The organism is Kurthia senegalensis (assembly GCF_000285595.1).
Classification (GTDB): Bacteria; Bacillota; Bacilli; order Bacillales_A; family Planococcaceae; genus Kurthia; species Kurthia senegalensis.
Genome location: NZ_HE611067.1, coordinates 214,071 through 230,553, shown reverse-complemented (window position 1 = coordinate 230,553; position 16,483 = coordinate 214,071). Strand labels below are relative to the sequence as shown.

The following is a 16,483-nucleotide window of genomic DNA, read 5'->3' as shown; positions in this document are numbered from 1 at the left end:
TCCTCAGGAAAGCTTGTTTTCTGTATTTTTTTGAAGCTTGGACAATAAATAGTAAAGCTGCTTTTGTTCTTCTTCGCATAAGCAGTCTTCAAATAAAGCAGATTGGAATGCGACTTGTTGGTCATATACTTCTTCTAGCTTGTCAGCGCCTTTTTTCGTCAAGCGAATCCAATTCGTTTTCCATTCTTTTTGACGTTCAATCCAACCGAGTTGCTCGATGCGTTTTAAAGAGCGGGATATGCCGCCTTCTGAAACGAGTACTTTCGATGCAAGTTGTTGCTGTGTAATCGGCTCGTGCGACGCAATTTGTACTAAAAGATCAAATTGGGAAGACGTTAAGTCAAAAGAAGCTAAAAATTGATTCGATAAGGAATTACTTTGCTCGTGGAATCGTGCTAGTCGAACCCATATAAGGGATGCTCTCGTCTGATGCATGCCAAACCTCCTCTTCTTTGTTATCACTTTACATGTAAAGTGATAACAAATCAACGAAAATGCTTTGGCTTCGCTATAATAGAAAAAAAGGGGGGATGTGTATGACATATACAGAACAAGTGCTTCGTGCATTAAAAGAAAATAGTACAGCATTAATTGAGGATGGCTTGATTTTAGCGGAGCGTCATCGCTACAGCCGAGCTTATATGTGTTTCCAAGCGGCGATTGATGAAATGAATGAATATTTAGCGATTGACCGTGCAGAAAAGGAAGCGCCGATTAATTGGCCTGCGATCGACGTCGCATTGTTGAACGATCACACAGTACTCGAAAAAGATACGGTGATTGAACAAGCGCTCGTACGATTAATTAAACAGCGGGCATTTCAAGGGGAAGAAGTCGAAACGCTTCCGCCGTTCATTCAGGCGATTGATGCGTTTAAACGACTTATTAACGGGGATGAGCAAGTACTCGTAGAAGCATTGGATGAACCGTTACAACATGTGATGTTTGAGGAAATGGCAGACATTCACGCATTAATGGTTCAACGAAATGAATTGCGCCAAGCGGTTTTGCACGTACAAATTACGAATGACCGGTGCTATCACCCAGAAGCGACGATTACGAAAGAATTGATGGTCGAAATTGGCATGGCAGCTCTTGCGAACCAATTGATGTTAAATTATTAGGAGGAATGACAAAATGAACGCATGGCAACAACAATTACTTACATACGTACCGACGAACGAACAAGAAGAAAAGGATTTAGCGGCTTTTCGTTATGCCTTTGAGCATTTCGAAGACGTATTAACACGTGAAAATCCGATTGCTCATATGACGTGCTCAGCATTTGTCGTGAATGAAGCACGTACGCACGTGTTAATGGCTTTTCATAATATTTATGATTCATGGGCATGGACAGGTGGACATGCGGACGGCGAAGCGGATTTTTTACGCGTTGCGACGCGAGAAGTAGAAGAGGAAACGGGCGTTGTAGCAACACCCGTACAACAAATGCCGATTTCAATCGAGCAACTAACCGTACTCGGTCATATGAAAAAAGGACAATACGTATCCGAACATTTGCATTTAAACGTCACGTATTTGATGGAGGCAGATGATGCGAGTCATCTCGTCGTTTGTGAAGGAGAAAATAGTGACGTCGCGTGGATTCCACTGAATGAACTGGCGACATATTGCAAAGAAGAACATATGATGCCAATTTATCAAAAAATAATCGATAAAATTCAATAGTGATACTAAAGAACTATTTTTATATTTTTTTGATAGGAAAAAATATTTTTGTGTAGAATTAATAGTCCTATTATATTATACTATCTTTTGGTTTTAAAGATGTGTTAAATTCCTTTATTTAACAATTTTAGCTGAATGGAGAATATATAATGACTGAACAACGACAAAAATTAATAGCAAAAAACCGCGTAGTAGCGATATTATCCATCATTTTAATGATGTTTACGTTACTCATTTACATAGTCAATTTCTTTTGGAGTGGGCAAATGAGTCATAATCCGAGTATGGGTCATATAGTAGAGGAAGAAACGTATTCAATTTTTAATTGGGGTAAGCTCATTAACGTGTATGTGAATAGTATTTTTATTTTATCACTAACGCTTGAAACGATCTTTTTATACACGTACTACAAAAATAAAGCGACGGAACGTATGCAAATGTTATCACCGTTCGTTTTCGGTGCGATTATTTGTACGATGATTACAGCAGGGCACGGCATGATGGCGTATCACTTCGGCATTTTTGTCGCGATTGCGATTATTGCGTTTTACAATCAATACCGTGCTGTTTGGACGATTTCAGCCATTTTCGCGGTCCAACATTTACTCGGCTTTTTCGTAACGCCGTTCACGCCGGCTGTATTTGGAGAAGGTATTACGCCGTCGATGTTTTTATTACACATCATCTTCGTCGTTTTCATGACCGTTTCTTCTTTTTTACAAATCCAGACGAATTTACAAACGGAAAATAAGTTGGCACGTGAGCGAGAAGAACACCAAGCACTTCTCGACCAAGCAGTTGAAGAAATTGTTCATAAATCAACGGTGTTATCAACCGCTTCGCTAGATTTACACGGAACGGTCGGTCATTCGAAACATAAGACGTCCGACGTAGAAGCAGAGATGGAAAAATTGATTTCGGTGACGGACGTACAACAACAAGAAATCGCCACGGCAATCGATACGACGAGTGCTATTAATGACGATATTAAAAAAGCAGTCGATATGGTAACGAAGATGACTACGTTATCGTCTGATACGAATGTGAAAGCAGCGGAAGGTCAAAAAATGATTGACGCGACACATGAACAAATGCAAAAAATCGAAGACTCAGTGCAGCATATTACTGCTTCTTCCGAGCAACTAGGCCATTTGGCGACGGAAGTTGAAGGAATTATCGGCGTCATTAATGGCATCGCGGACCAAACGAATTTACTCGCGCTAAATGCATCGATTGAAGCGGCACGTGCGGGTGATGCTGGAAAAGGGTTTTCTGTCGTCGCAGATGAAGTACGCAAACTAGCGGAACAATCGGCAAAATCAAGCCAGCAAGTGAATGATTTAATCGCTCATATTACGTCCGCTTCTACGAAAAATGTGGAAGATGCGAAGCGTGGGCTACGCGAAGTTGAAAAAGGAACAGACATTTCAAAACGTGCGGGCGAGTCGTTTTATATAATTCAACAATCGGCAGAATCGAGTAAGTTAGAAGCCGATCAAATGTCTGAAATTATGATTGTCATTAACCAAAAGGCGAAAGACGTCTGGTCGATTTTTGAACAAATTAATCATGTGATGATAGATTTGAAACGGAGCGTTCAAAAAGTAAATGGCTTAAACGGAGAACAAAATCATATGATTGACCACGTCAACTCGTTAAGTGAGAGCTTGAGTAATTTATCAGCTGAAATGGAAGCGATGACGCAACAATTGAAATAATGAAAAACACTTTCAAACGCGCCGTTTGGAAGTGTTTTTTTATAGAGAAATGGAATGAGGGTTTGTAGGTGATGTGTGGTTGTCGCTAAGTCTTGTCGACAATTATTCATTGCTTGATGAATTGAATGATTTTTCAGAAAATAAAGCGTAAAATGAGAGCATTCCACTAGTTTAAGAAAGTGAGTGATTCGAATGAAGACAATTCACGTACATGCAGCACCGAGTGAATACGTAGTAGAGGAAGGGATTCTTCAAAAACTAGAAAGTTTCTTATTGCCGCGCGGTATTTGCCGTGCTCTTATCGTTACAGGGGTAAAATCATGGCAAGAAGCACATACTTTTTGGCCGGACATGACAGACGTTCAAACGGACGTATATACGTACGGCGGTGAATGTTCTTTTTCTGAAGTCGACAAAGTAGCGGCGATGATGACTGATTACGATGCGATTATTGGCGTCGGAGGGGGGAAAGTCATCGATTTAGCGAAAGCTGTTGCGAACGAGGTACATAAACAAGTCATTGCGATTCCAACGATCGCATCGAACTGTGCGCCGTGGACGCCATTAAGCGTTTTGTACGATGATACAGGGGCGTTCGTCCGCTACGAGATTTATCCTGTTGCGACGAGTTTGCTATTAGTCGATCCCGTACTGTTGTTAACAACACCGCGCGATTATTTCATCGCGGGAATTGGAGATACGCTTGCGAAATGGTACGAGGCGGACGTACAACTCGGAAAAATAGACGACAAAACCGTACCGATGATGATTTCGTACGAAGCGGCTCGCCAATGTAAGGAATTGCTCTTGCAACATTCGGAAGCGGCATTGCAAGCCGTCGATACGAATACCGTGAATGCTGCGTTTATTCATGTCATCGAAACGATGTTCATGTATGCGGGAATGGTTGGCGGATACGGCGATCATTACGGACGCACAGCCGGGGCGCACTCGATTCATAATGCACTAACGACGCTCGAAGCATCGCATACGCAGCTACACGGTGTGAAAGTTGCATACGGCATTTGCGTGCAATTACTATTAGAAGGAAAAGAAGATGAGATTGATGCGTTACAACCATTTTACGATATGCTTCATCTTCCACAATCGCTCGCAGCTCTACAAATAGAAGCAACGGACGAAGAATTGCACGAAGTCGCAGTGAAAGCAACGATTCCTGCAGAATCGATTCACGTATTGCCGGGAGACATGACAGCTGAAGTCGTACTTGAAGCGATGCATGCACTGGAAAAAAGAAGAACGATGATAGTTTAAGTTAAGTTTTCGTTAACTTAAGTTAATATTGTGTGAAATAGAGAAAATGAACCGATAAGAAGAAAAATAAAGACGCAACGATGAATATTTACGTCATCGTTGCGTCTTTTTATACGTCGATTGCCGAAATTTCTTTCGTATAATCTTTAAATTCTTTTTTAAGTTTGTAAGCAAATTCTTTCATTAACTGTGTTTCGTGGCGACTCGCTTTTGTAACGATGCCGAACGTATGCTCAACGGGAATCGACGTCAAAAAGTTGATTTTCGCGAAATTCATGTTTTTCATAAAGCTTTTTGAATGTGTGAACGTCAAGTCGAGCCCGACTGTGTATGCTTTATTTTCCTCTACGTACTGCTGCACGATATGGGGGTTGTTTACGGAAATGACAATCGCATTTCGACCGAATTCATATTTCATTTCATTCATTGTGGCGATAACCATTTTATCGTCAAAAATAATGACCGGTTGCTTTTTAAGCTCGGCTGTGACGGCATGACCATTTTGAATAACGGGCGAATCTTCGTGTGCGACGATGAGCATTTGGCACGTCGAAATTTTCGTAAACGTTAATTCAGGGTTGTGTTGAATGTCTTCATCGTTATAAACGGCTAGTGCGACATCAACTTTTTCGCTATTCAGCTCTTCCAACATCGTTTGCGAATTTTGTTCACGAATTTGAATGTTGATTTCTGGATAAATCGACTTCATTTGCTGGACGATTGTGAACAGCTTGAAAAAAGGTCCGGGAATCGAAGCGACTTTTAACGTACCCGTTAGGCGGTTTTGCATAACTTGTGCGACTTCTGTTAAGTCTTTTAGTGAACTAAGCACGCTTTTCGCATGATTCACGATCACTTTTCCTTCTTTTGTCGTCGTTGAACCGGTACGACTTCGTGTGAATAACGTCAGACCGAGTTCTTTTTCTAAACGATTCAGACCTTGGCTTAGTGCAGATAATGTAATATGTAATTCTTCGGAAGCATCTTTTAATGTCCCGTATTTTGCGATGGCTACAATATATTTTAGTTGTTCGATCGTCATTGTCCTCACCCCTCCATTGACAGTTAAGCAAATGTTAACTAAAGTTTATTATAATGAAATTTACATAAACTATAAAGTTTTCTACACTAATCTTATATAAAAATGGATTGTGAATGCAATTCATTTAGATGACTAGAGAAATGAATTAAAAAAAGAGGGGTGTTTCATGATGAAAGATAAGCGTTATCGCGTAGCGAATCGGGAAGCGATTATCGGAGTAGTGTTAGTGTTACTAAACTTTGGTATGTGGTACGGGTTCGCTTACGGTATGGGAGGCGGCGATCCAAAAGACTATACATATATCCTCGGTTTCCCTGCATGGTTTTTCTATAGTTGTATCGTGACGACGATTACGATGCTCGTATTGATTGCCATTTTACTGAAATTCGTCTTTAAAGAAGTACCTTTAGACGATGAAGAGGAGGAGAAATAATGCATCTGCAAGTCATTATTCCATTAGCTATTTTTGTCATTATTATTTTTGGTATCGGCTTTTGGTCGAATAAACTCGTTCGTTCTTCGGACTCTTTCTTATCGGAATATTTTTTAGGTGGACGCGAAATGGGCGGCTTCTTACTCGCGATGACGATGATGGCGACGTACGGAAGTGCATCGAGCTTCATTAGTGGTCCAGGGGTTGCGTACAATACGGGACTTGGCTGGGTATTACTAGCACTAGCACAGCTACCTGCTGGGTATTTCGTATTAATGGTTCTCGGCAAAAAATTCGCCATTGTGACACGCAAATTTAAAGCGATTACGCTAATCGACTTTTTACGTGAACGCTATAAAAGTCATGTTGTCGTCATCGTATCGGCAGTCAGCATTATTATTTTCTTATTTGCATCGATGGTTGCCCAGTGGATAGGCGGCGCGCGGCTTATTGAGTCGCTTACAGGCATGAACTACACGACAGCACTCTTTATTTTTGCGGTCGTCGTATTAATTTATGTCGTGATCGGTGGTTTCCGTGCCGTTGCTTTAACAGATGCACTGCAAGGGTCGATTATGGTCATCGGAACGGTCGTTTTATTAATCGGTACGATTATTGCAGGCGGCGGTATTTCAAACATTATGCACGACTTAGTAAACATTAATCCGAATCTCGTTTCACCATTCGGTGACGAGCGTCAATATACGTCTACATACGTATCTTCTTTCTGGATTTTAGTCGGTGTTGGGGTCATTGGTTTACCACAAATCGCCGTTCGTGCGATGAGTTACAAATCGTCTAAAGGCATGCACCGTGCGATTATGATCGGAACAGTCGGCATCGCAACGATTATGTTCGGTATGCATTTAATCGGCGCATTCGGTCGCGCAGTCATTCCAGGAATCGAAATCGGCGATAAAGTGATGCCCGCATTGACGATGGAAGTGCTCCCCCCTGTTTTAGCAGGGATTGTATTAGCAGCACCGATGGCAGCGATTATGTCGACGGTGAATGCTTTACTAATGATGGTCAGCTCAACGATCGTGAAAGATATTTACTTGCACTATATTAAACCGGACGCGAGTGAAGCAACGATTAAAAAGGCGAGCTTCAGTGTGACGACAATCGTCGGTATTTTAGTCGTTCTGATGTCATTCAACCCACCTGATTTAATCGTTTGGTTAAATTTATTTGCTTTCGGTGGTTTAGAAGCGGTATTCGTTTGGCCAATCGTTCTCGGCTTGTACTGGAAAAAGGCGAACAAGTACGGAGCTATGTGTGGCATGGTCGTCGGTCTCTTGACGTATATCGCCATCGACCGTCTATCTCCGAATATTTTCGGCGTCCATACGGTCACATTCCCAATCGTTCTATCACTCATCGTTTTCGTAATTGTGAGTATCGCAACACATAAAAAAGTGAAAGAACAGCCTTTATATATTTAAGGGACGTTGTGAAAAAGAGTAAAGTAGGACGATTCGTCTCGCTTTACTCTTTTTTTTATCGGAAGAACAAAAAATGAACAATTCAGAAAATGGACGAACAGATTTTGAAAAGAGTGTTACAATAAGCAAAACAAGTCGGGAGGCATTTCATGGAACCATTACAACCTTTTATTCAAACAGAGCAACAACAGCAAATGCTGGATCAACTACATACGATTGGGCCGGCGATCCGCCAAGCAGGCGAAGCGGCAGATCGCGAAGGACGTTTAGCGGAGGAGAGCATCGAAGCATTACTCGATATTCGCTACAACCAATTAACGTTACCTAAGTCTTACGGAGGGCTTGGTTTCGGCATTTATGACCTCGTATTATGCCAAGAAACGCTCGCACGTTATGACGGGGCGACGGCTTTATCGATCGGATGGCACGTGAGCATCATCGGGGATGCTTACGAAAAACAATTGTGGCAAGAAGCACAACACGAATTCCTCGCAAAAAAAATCGTTCACGAGCGTGCCTTAACGAATCGTGCCGTAACAGAAAAAGCGACCGGTAGTCCGACGCGTGGTGGACGCCCGGAAGGTCATGCGACGAGACAAGGGGACGGCTTTCTATTAAATGGACGCAAAACATTTACGTCACTTTCGACAGCGCTAACGCATCCAATCGTCGCACTATGGATGGAAGACGAACAAGCAATCGGCTATTTTCTCGTAGATGCGACAGCAAAAGGTGTCCGCATTGACGAAACGTGGGACGTCATGGCAATGCGTGGAACGGCGAGCCATGACCTCGTATTAGAAGACGTTTACGTGGAAAAAGACGCGCTACTTGAAACGATGAACGGTCCACGCGGTGCGATTCGCCAAAACGGTTGGATTATTCACGTACCCGCTGTTTATTTAGGCATCGCGCAAGCTGCTTGTGACTATGCGACAAACTTTGCGAAAACGTACCAACCGAATAGCTTAGACGTCACAATTTCTGAATTGCCTCATATTCAACAAAAAATTGGGGAAATGAACATTAAATTAATGACCGCACGTCACTTCCTCTACAGTACAATCCGCCAATTTGAAACGCGCCCTGAAACGGTGACGAACGAACTGGGCGTTGCGAAACTATTCGTGACAAATACCGCTCTCGAAGTCGTCGATTTAGCAATGCGAATCGTCGGTGCACAGAGCCTCCAACAAACGAATCCGCTCAGCCGCTACTACCGCGACATTCGCGCAGGCTTACACAATCCACCGATGGACGATATGACGGTGATGAAAGTAGCGAAAGTGGCGATTGGGGAATAATTTCAGAATTTGAAGCTATATAAAAAAGACCGGGTATTATCCCGGTCTTTTTTAATGAAGATTTAATGAGATTTGTGCGATATTACGTGTTTCCGCAGCATCGATTTCTTTAATAGTGTTACCCATTTTTTCAATCATCTGTGTAACAAGTGCATTTCCCATACAGAAGTAACGCATACGATTTCCCATTGTAGCAGTCCAATTATCTGGGAATCCATTAAGTCGTTCACATTCAATGGGTGTTAAGAAACGTTTACGTCCATTCACCTCGACAACATGAGAACTACGATTTGTTGTACCTTCGCTTGTTAGCATTGTACGCCCTGGTAATTCTAGTGAGTCGGTAGGTGACATCCCACCTTCAGAGAAGATATATTTATGACCTTCTTTAGATGTACGTTCAATTTTTTTAGGCCCGCGTAAGTACGCAAATTTTTCAATTTGATTTTCATTCAAGTAAAATTTCTCATCTACTTCTGATTCATCTTGCAAAATATCCCCTAATGTAACAGCTTGTGGATCCAGCGCTTCTGGATGAACTGTATGAACTTTACCATCAATCATAATACCTGCTTGATGATATTCAAATGAAAACGTGTCTGAGATTTCAACGATATCCGAAGGAAGTTCAACGAATGCTTCACGATTTTTATAAAGCTCTTCTTTCACAGGGAATGTTTGTGCAAAGAAACCTTCTTTTAAAAGAATTTCTCCAGTTGAAAAATCTAATTGACGTTCTGCATATGCGAGTGATTGATCGTAAGCAAATATGAAAATACGGCGACGACGTTGAGAAGATCCATATTCTGCAGCATTAATAATACGCCATTCAACGATATAACCTAAATCACGAAATGTTGCTAGCATAATTGAAAAATCACGCCCGCGTTGTTTAGAAGGAGATTTTAATAGACGATCTACATTCTCTAATAAAATGTACTTAGGGTGAGAAACTTCTACAATGCGTTTAATCTCCCAAAATAGAACCCCTTTTTTCCCTTCAATCCCTTTTTCTTTTGATAAAGATCTTGCGACTGAATAATCTTGGCAAGGAAATCCACCAACCAATAAATCTATGTTCATATCTTCAAAAGTTTTATTCGGTACTTTTGAAATATCGTCATTACAATTTTCACTTGATGGGAAATGAGAATTATAACAATCGAATGCATCTTGTGTTTTTTTAGAAGGTTCCCACTGATTGGCCCATACAGTATCAAATAGCTTTTTATCTGCTTTTTCCAAACCAACCCGGAAACCACCCACGCCAGCAAAAAGCTCGACTACATTGAGTTTGTTGTTCATTGATTAACCTTCTTTCATTTAGTGTTTTCATTATATCTTAAAAATCTCAGAAGATCAATCATTATGTTTTTAATCATTTAAATAACATCATTTTTAAAGGTAAATATTTTCAATAAAATTATTATTTGAGAAGTAGGGCGTGGGTATTATGAAATAATCGGCGAAAAAAACCTTCTTTTTCTTTAGTATTTGTTTATTTTAGATGAAAGTTATATCTTTTAATAAATGAACCATCGTAGATCCTTTAATCCATACATATTGAGAATACATATGAATGCCATTTAATATAAAATTTTTATGAGTGGAATCTGTACCGCTTCCTCTTACAAAAACATCATATTCCGCAGACTTAGGGAAATTTAAAGATTTCTTTATCGTATTCGTTTTTTTATTAATCTGTGGTGTTCCATCTTTTTTATAGACAACACTTTCAACTAATAACCCATCGATGACAAGCTCACGAACATCTTCCCATAGCTTTTTAACCGTACTGTTTATAAAAGCTTCATCAAAAGCTAATCGTTTAAAGCCAATGAATTTATTATCGAGTAATTTATCTCCGTCCGTTGACTCTTGGAAAACGATACATAGAAATTGATGCTCTGCAAAATAATTATGAACAAACGATTGATCAAATGTCATAGGCAGCAATTCCCCCTCGTCTGAATCATATTCACTACGCGTCCATTCCTCAAAATCAATTTGGAATAGCTTCATATCTTCAGTACGTGTTCCAGCAGTGGTGGTTACGATAGTTTTAGGAATAATTCCAGCTTTACTGAATAAATCAATTTTACTCAATTTCTTTGCCTTACCACCAAGCATTTTAACAATAATCTGCTCAGTTACACTTTTTGATACATCTTTATGTTTATTTAATGTTGCATTAATATGTAGCATTTCAAGTAACTCTCGTACGGTATGACCCTTATATAAAGTTGTTAAACGATGAAGTTCATCATCTAGCTCTTTGAATGATGAATACTTTTTGTCTAATTCCTCTAATTTTTGACCAAAGTGCTTTTCAACTATAGTGCCAACTGTAGACTGTTTCAAACGGAAACGAGGAGGATTCGGATATTTAGGTGCTGTATCAATAAGTATCAGCTCTTTACGAAGTTCAGACGAAATGCGCGGATATTCTGTACGAGGATCCGCATAATTCGCTTGTATATCTCGAATAAAGTCGCGTACAATCGTCCAGTCATTTTTTAAAATTTCTTTATCTTCATCTGAAAATTGATGGAATTGATAACCTTCAATTATAAAATTCGAATACTCTGTTGCAGGAACAGCTTTAGGTGCTGCGTAATTGTAATACACAAGCAGTAAATTCTCTAGCTTGTGCCAGAAACGAGAATCTTCAAAATTATCCTCTTTTACAATGTTATTTATAGACACCGCAGTAATAGACATCGGTTCCTTTGCTTTGTACTCTTTTTTCTTCTTCCCCTTTGGAATTTTCACACGAATCCCTGTTGTTTTAAGTTCTGTAGGAACACCATCGATAATTAAGTCTGGATCACTGTCTGAATCAGCTGGATAACCTAATATAGATTGTTCCACAACATCCCCGGCAATCCCAGTAATCTTCGGTTTATCAATTGTTTTGGCAAAGACGTTATTTACATCCGCTTCTCCAAGCGTTTTTCCCGTTGCTTCACTTAAAATTGTATTTAATTCATTAAATGTAAATGGATGTTTTGCCATTATGTACATCTCCCTTAGTATTCTTATATCAATAATATATCATGTTAAATTTAACTTAAAAGTAATATGATGGATAGTAAGAGGTGTGGAAATGAAAAAATTGACATTACATGAAAAGTATACTAGAAAAGATGTGCATAAAATTTTTGATGGAGGGATTACAAAGTTTACGGCTGGTGCAGGCATTTGGGGACTTCATGGGATTGTTAGAATTCCGAATCGTAAACATGACTATGTTTTCTTTGTAACAATTGGCCAAGATAAACTAGGTGTTACGTTTAAAGAAAACCTTACAGAAGATGGTGTTTTAACGTGGCAATCTCAAAAGAAGCATACGCTGGATCATAAGCAAATCATTGAATTTATTAATCATGATTATACGAAACATAATATTTATTTATTCTTACGTCCTAGTAAAAAGCAAAGAGAATTTCGATATATGGGTCGACTTGCATACATCGATCATGATACAACGCTAGAAAATCCCGTCCATTTTAAATGGCAAGTTTTAGAATGGGATGATGAAAAGATTTTTGATGAAATTAAGCTTGAATCAGCAAGAATAATTGTTGAGCAGCCTAAAAATAGTTTGAAAGAAACTGAAGCGCCTATAAAAAAAGAGAGTCATTCAAGAAAGAAAAATTTCAAAGCAAAGAAAACAAACTATGTAGCGCGAAATGAAAATAATACAAAATTAGGGTTGTCAGCAGAGTTACTAGTTCTACAGTATACAAAAGAACAATTAATCAAAGTTGGACGAACTGATTTAGCTAATAAAGTAGTACATACATCAGTAGTAGAAGGTGATGGAGCGGGGTACGATATTCAATCGTTCAATCCAGACGGTACATATTTATATTTAGAAGTAAAAGCCACAAAAGGGAATCTGGATTCGGAGTTTTTTATTTCACCAAATGAGCTTGCTTTCTGTAAGGAGCATTCCGAGCAATATCAATTAATTCGAGTATATGAGTATGATGATGAGAATAATTCAGGGAAATTTTACAAAATCCAAGGTGATTTAGAAAGTGAATTACAATTAAAAGCTACTCAATATAGTGCTAGAGTATAAGAATATAGATGTGGAATTTTTTTATGTAAATAGTTATTTTGAAATGAAACAATATAAGTTTTGTATCATCAATATGTTATTTTATATACAATATAGTAAAAATATATACATTTAAAATAAAAATGACTTTCGTAGTCTTGTAGTCGCGAAACGTATCGCCAATAACCTCAAATTGAGCTTATCTAGCGTTAATGCCGATATGTACTGCAACGACTTCGGCTTTTTCCGTATGCCGAACGCGCATAACGTTGTGTGGTATAGCGAAGCACGCTATACAGTCAAAGAGTTAATTAATTGGTCGATGCGTCAAGATGATGAAGAGTCCCGGACACTTTTTGTTGTTCCGCATAAAATGACATTACGTAGCGTCATTGAATCAGAATAGTGTGCCGCGTCCGAAACATATGGCCTGAAAACTTTGAAGTCAAGGGGGAGCGAATCCAATAACTATGGGATAATGACTAGTCTACTTTGTTGAGAAATTAGATTGTAATAAATATGATATGGACTGTGGATTCCGCAATAATAGAGAAATTAATAAAAACTATTTGAGAGATTGCAATTATAAATATTATTTATCTGTTAAAATTAATTTTGTTATTAGAAAGGAAGTCATATATGAAGTATCAAGAACATTTACATTCACATCGTTTTGCTTTATCAATTGTAGAAACAGAGGATGAAATCAAACCTCTTTGGAATGAAATTAAAACTGCAATTGAAAATATAACGGATCAAGATATTATAGATAATTATTTAAATCGTCCAAACCGAGGTAAAAGTATTTCAGCTTCTATCAATCAATTGCTTAAAGAACAATTTATAAATATGGGATGGTTTGCTGAGAGTCCTATTTTCAATGACGCAAGCTATAATCACAATGAAAATTGGCGATTAGATTATGCTAAAGAAGATGTTTCGGTTGAAGTGGCATTTAATCATTCAGGAGTAATAGCATGGAATTTGTTAAAACCTGTTTTAGCGAGTGAATTAAATCATGTAGAGAAAGCTATTCAAACTCGCGTTGGTGTAATCATATGTGCAACGGATGATTTACGACGTGCTGGTGGATTTGATTCAGCTGTAGGAACATATGAGAAGTTCCTTAAACATCTACCACCATTAAATAATCAATTAAGTGTACCCTTAGTAATTATAGGGTTAGAAGCACCTGAAACATTTGAAATAGTTCATCAATGTAAAAAAGGTAGTACAACTAAAATAGGTTATGTAGTAATGTTAGAAACGGGAGAGGTATTACCAACAATTTAATTTTAGCTCACAGCAATATTTTCAACTAATGGCTGATTATTACATTACATATATTTTAAAGTAATTAATTCCTATAAATAATAAATAGAATAAAAAAAGGATGATCATTATGATCATCCTTTTTTGTGAGTACAACTCTTATGGTAAGTTAGTGTACATAAGAATCTTTGAAAATATTTAACGTCTTTTAATAGGATTTTTATACATTAATAAATAACGATAAAAATTATGATAATACTTCCAATTGTTAATATAAGTGTTAAATCGAAGTTCGATTTTGCGTTATGTTGTAGCGAATAAACAGTTATTGCGAGTTCAAATTATTTAGTAAATTCTCCAAAACCCTATTCCTCCATACGACATAAATAAAATTAAGTGCCACTTCTAGTATAGAAGTGGCACTTTTCGTCGTCGCGTCATAAATTATTTGTAAAAAGGAGCAATTATAACAAAAGAAGAACTACGTATTTGCCTATTTTTATTGGAAGGAAGCGACAATCCAATACGATGTATGTGAAAAATGTGTTGTATTCGTACGAAAGGAATCACAAAATGCACTTGGTTGGACGAATGTCGCGGCGCATAGTTGAATTTATGTCGTATGCCCAAATCGCAAAACCGCTTCATGGGCGTTGTTCGGAGCCGCGTCTGTCGAATGAGATACGTGGCTTTTTTTATGATGAAGTCGATAGCGATAAGGTGTTAGTTGGTAATGACTACGGAATACTTTAGAGAAATAGTTGTTGTCTACAAAGCCGACCGCTTCAGCAATTGATGCGATAGATTGCGTCGATTGTATGAGGTCATTTGCGGCTAGTTGTAGGCGATATTGTTGTACAAATTTTTTAAACGGAATGCCTCTTTTTTTAGAAAACATCGTGCTCAAGTAGTTAGGACTAATATTTAAGGCATCAGCTGTCGTTTGAAGCGTTAAGTCGGCATCGGCATAATTTTTTTCGATGAATGCGACAGCGAGTTCGGTATAATCGGCGACTGCCGCTTGTTGTTCTCTTTTTACATAGTTTGTAATACGCTGCGTAAATAAAATGAATTCTTGAATAATCGTATACAAAACAGGATGTTCCAAAATGTAGTGAAACAATTCACGGTACTGCGTTTCAATCGCAGCATGTTGTTGTAAATGATATTTTTTCATGTAGCGCCGGATTTGTGCGAGTATGCTCGTCAAATGTATACGGACATCTTCTTGGTGATAAGGCATGGAAGTGTTCGTCAAACGATACAATAAGTTTTTAATTTTAGGCACGTCGCCCTGGTCGAGGCTATCAATCCACAGTTGTTGTTCTTCAAAGGTTAGAAGTGGATCGAGTCGAGTAATGTGCAGCGTTTCGGACGTTTTAAAAATATGTGGATACCCCGTATAAAAGCGGCGCATTAAACTTTTTTTACACGCGTTGTACATAACTGTAAGTGTCGATGGCTCTCCGTCGTACAAAGCAATGTTCACGTCGCCTCCACCTGACTGCGTCCATTCTTGTACGAAGAGGCGAAGTTGTTTGATTAATGGTGCCGTATCGGACGTCTGCGTGAGACAAAGAATCCGCTTTTGAAGAGGCAGTGCAACGAATTCATTAAAGACTGGGAGCGCGATTAGCCAATTGTAAAATGGGAGGTTTTCCTGTATATCTGCACATTCCATGACGAAAAAAGTTTGTTCGTTTGGCGCATAAAGAGCGGAACTATTTAAAAATAAATCTGCATACAATTGGCGACGAAGTGTTTTTTCTTCCGGCGGTGAAGCGGCTTTTACAGGGAGTGAGAGAATGCTCGACTTTAATTCATCTAGTGGAATCGGTTTGACGAATAAATTGCACGCTCGAATGTTTACTGCTTTGAGTGCTTGTTGAAATAAAGGCTCACCTGTTAGCGCGATAATCGGAATCGAAAGTTGGCGAAGCATCTTTTCGACAGGTGGTTGAATGAGCTCGAGTTCAAGCAAGAGTAAATCTGGCAAAAAGGAAGCAATGGCATCGGCTAATGCTTCAGGTTCACATAAGTTCATCACATCGATGTCATAAGATAAATAATGTTTTATGTACCATTCAATCCCGCGCATCTCTTCCACGTCGCGCTCCATAATAATGATTTTCATTGATTCACCTCATTTAAAATTTCTAATTAGTATAAAATTTCTATTATTTGTTTAATAAATTATCGTAATAATAGAATTTTACTATAATCAGAGTATTTAATCTAT

Annotated in this window: 15 protein-coding genes; 10 read left to right on the top strand and 5 right to left on the bottom strand. The window is 38.7% G+C overall.

Annotation, left to right across the window (positions count from 1 at the left end):
* Positions 1–3: 3 nt before the first annotated feature.
* Positions 4–435, bottom strand: coding sequence for a MarR family winged helix-turn-helix transcriptional regulator (locus KSHG_RS10850; RefSeq protein WP_010306051.1), 432 nt, complete (start codon positions 433–435; stop codon positions 4–6).
* Between the two features lie 101 nt (positions 436–536).
* Between KSHG_RS10850 and KSHG_RS10845 the strand changes: the two genes are divergently transcribed.
* The 4 genes from KSHG_RS10845 (at position 537) to KSHG_RS10830 (ending at position 4,682) form a co-directional block, all read left to right on the top strand.
* A complete protein-coding gene (locus tag KSHG_RS10845; RefSeq protein WP_010306048.1) occupies positions 537–1,124 on the top strand; it encodes a hypothetical protein in 588 nt (195 codons plus the stop codon).
* A gap of 13 nt (positions 1,125–1,137) precedes the next feature.
* On the top strand, positions 1,138–1,689 hold the full coding sequence (locus KSHG_RS10840; protein WP_010306044.1) for an NUDIX hydrolase: 552 nt from the start codon (positions 1,138–1,140) through the stop codon (positions 1,687–1,689).
* Positions 1,690–1,838: 149 nt separating this feature from the next.
* Positions 1,839–3,407: a methyl-accepting chemotaxis protein gene (locus KSHG_RS10835; RefSeq protein WP_010306039.1), complete on the top strand. Its 1,569-nt coding sequence runs from the start codon at positions 1,839–1,841 to the stop codon at positions 3,405–3,407.
* Between the two features lie 192 nt (positions 3,408–3,599).
* Positions 3,600–4,682: an iron-containing alcohol dehydrogenase family protein gene (locus tag KSHG_RS10830; RefSeq protein ID WP_010306034.1), complete on the top strand. Its 1,083-nt coding sequence runs from the start codon at positions 3,600–3,602 to the stop codon at positions 4,680–4,682.
* 109 nt (positions 4,683–4,791) lie between these two features.
* On the opposite strand, the gene KSHG_RS10825 is transcribed toward KSHG_RS10830, so the two are convergent.
* The gene (locus tag KSHG_RS10825) at positions 4,792–5,724 is read right to left on the bottom strand and encodes a LysR family transcriptional regulator (protein WP_010306029.1); all 933 of its coding nucleotides are present in this window, start codon (positions 5,722–5,724) and stop codon (positions 4,792–4,794) included.
* A 169-nt stretch (positions 5,725–5,893) separates the two neighbouring features.
* Between KSHG_RS10825 and KSHG_RS10820 the strand changes: the two genes are divergently transcribed.
* The 3 genes from KSHG_RS10820 to KSHG_RS10810 all read left to right on the top strand — a co-directional run bounded on the left by KSHG_RS10820 (position 5,894) and on the right by KSHG_RS10810 (position 8,906).
* A complete protein-coding gene (locus KSHG_RS10820; RefSeq protein ID WP_026022579.1) occupies positions 5,894–6,157 on the top strand; it encodes a YhdT family protein in 264 nt (87 codons plus the stop codon).
* Positions 6,157–7,602 (top strand): sodium/pantothenate symporter, encoded by a 1,446-nt coding sequence (gene panF / locus KSHG_RS10815; protein ID WP_010306021.1) that lies wholly within the window; start codon positions 6,157–6,159, stop codon positions 7,600–7,602. The genes KSHG_RS10820 and panF overlap by 1 nt, the downstream gene beginning before the upstream one ends.
* Positions 7,603–7,751: 149 nt before the next feature.
* The gene (locus KSHG_RS10810; protein WP_010306017.1) at positions 7,752–8,906 is read left to right on the top strand and encodes an acyl-CoA dehydrogenase family protein; all 1,155 of its coding nucleotides are present in this window, start codon (positions 7,752–7,754) and stop codon (positions 8,904–8,906) included.
* Positions 8,907–8,957: 51 nt separating this feature from the next.
* Here the strand turns inward: KSHG_RS10810 and dcm are convergent, their stop codons facing one another.
* Together dcm and KSHG_RS10800 are read right to left on the bottom strand one after the other, a co-directional pair.
* Positions 8,958–10,211: a DNA (cytosine-5-)-methyltransferase gene (dcm, locus tag KSHG_RS10805; protein ID WP_010306014.1), complete on the bottom strand. Its 1,254-nt coding sequence runs from the start codon at positions 10,209–10,211 to the stop codon at positions 8,958–8,960.
* 198 nt (positions 10,212–10,409) lie between these two features.
* A complete protein-coding gene (locus KSHG_RS10800; protein WP_010306010.1) occupies positions 10,410–11,921 on the bottom strand; it encodes a MutH/Sau3AI family endonuclease in 1,512 nt (503 codons plus the stop codon).
* Between the two features lie 91 nt (positions 11,922–12,012).
* Here KSHG_RS10800 and KSHG_RS10795 point away from each other — a divergent pair, with 91 nt between their 5' ends.
* The 3 genes from KSHG_RS10795 (at position 12,013) to KSHG_RS10785 (ending at position 14,265) form a co-directional block, all read left to right on the top strand.
* Positions 12,013–12,993, top strand: coding sequence for a DUF3427 domain-containing protein (locus KSHG_RS10795; RefSeq protein ID WP_010306006.1), 981 nt, complete (start codon positions 12,013–12,015; stop codon positions 12,991–12,993).
* Positions 12,994–13,192: 199 nt separating this feature from the next.
* The gene (locus KSHG_RS10790) at positions 13,193–13,378 is read left to right on the top strand and encodes a hypothetical protein (RefSeq protein ID WP_010306003.1); all 186 of its coding nucleotides are present in this window, start codon (positions 13,193–13,195) and stop codon (positions 13,376–13,378) included.
* Between the two features lie 233 nt (positions 13,379–13,611).
* Complete coding sequence (locus KSHG_RS10785) at positions 13,612–14,265, top strand: BglII/BstYI family type II restriction endonuclease (RefSeq protein ID WP_010306001.1); 654 nt, start codon at positions 13,612–13,614, stop codon at positions 14,263–14,265.
* A gap of 592 nt (positions 14,266–14,857) precedes the next feature.
* Here the strand turns inward: KSHG_RS10785 and KSHG_RS10780 are convergent.
* Positions 14,858–16,378 carry a helix-turn-helix transcriptional regulator gene (locus KSHG_RS10780; RefSeq protein ID WP_010305999.1) on the bottom strand — a complete coding sequence of 507 codons (1,521 nt, stop codon included), beginning with the start codon at positions 16,376–16,378 and terminating at the stop codon, positions 14,858–14,860.
* Positions 16,379–16,483: the final 105 nt, after the last annotated feature.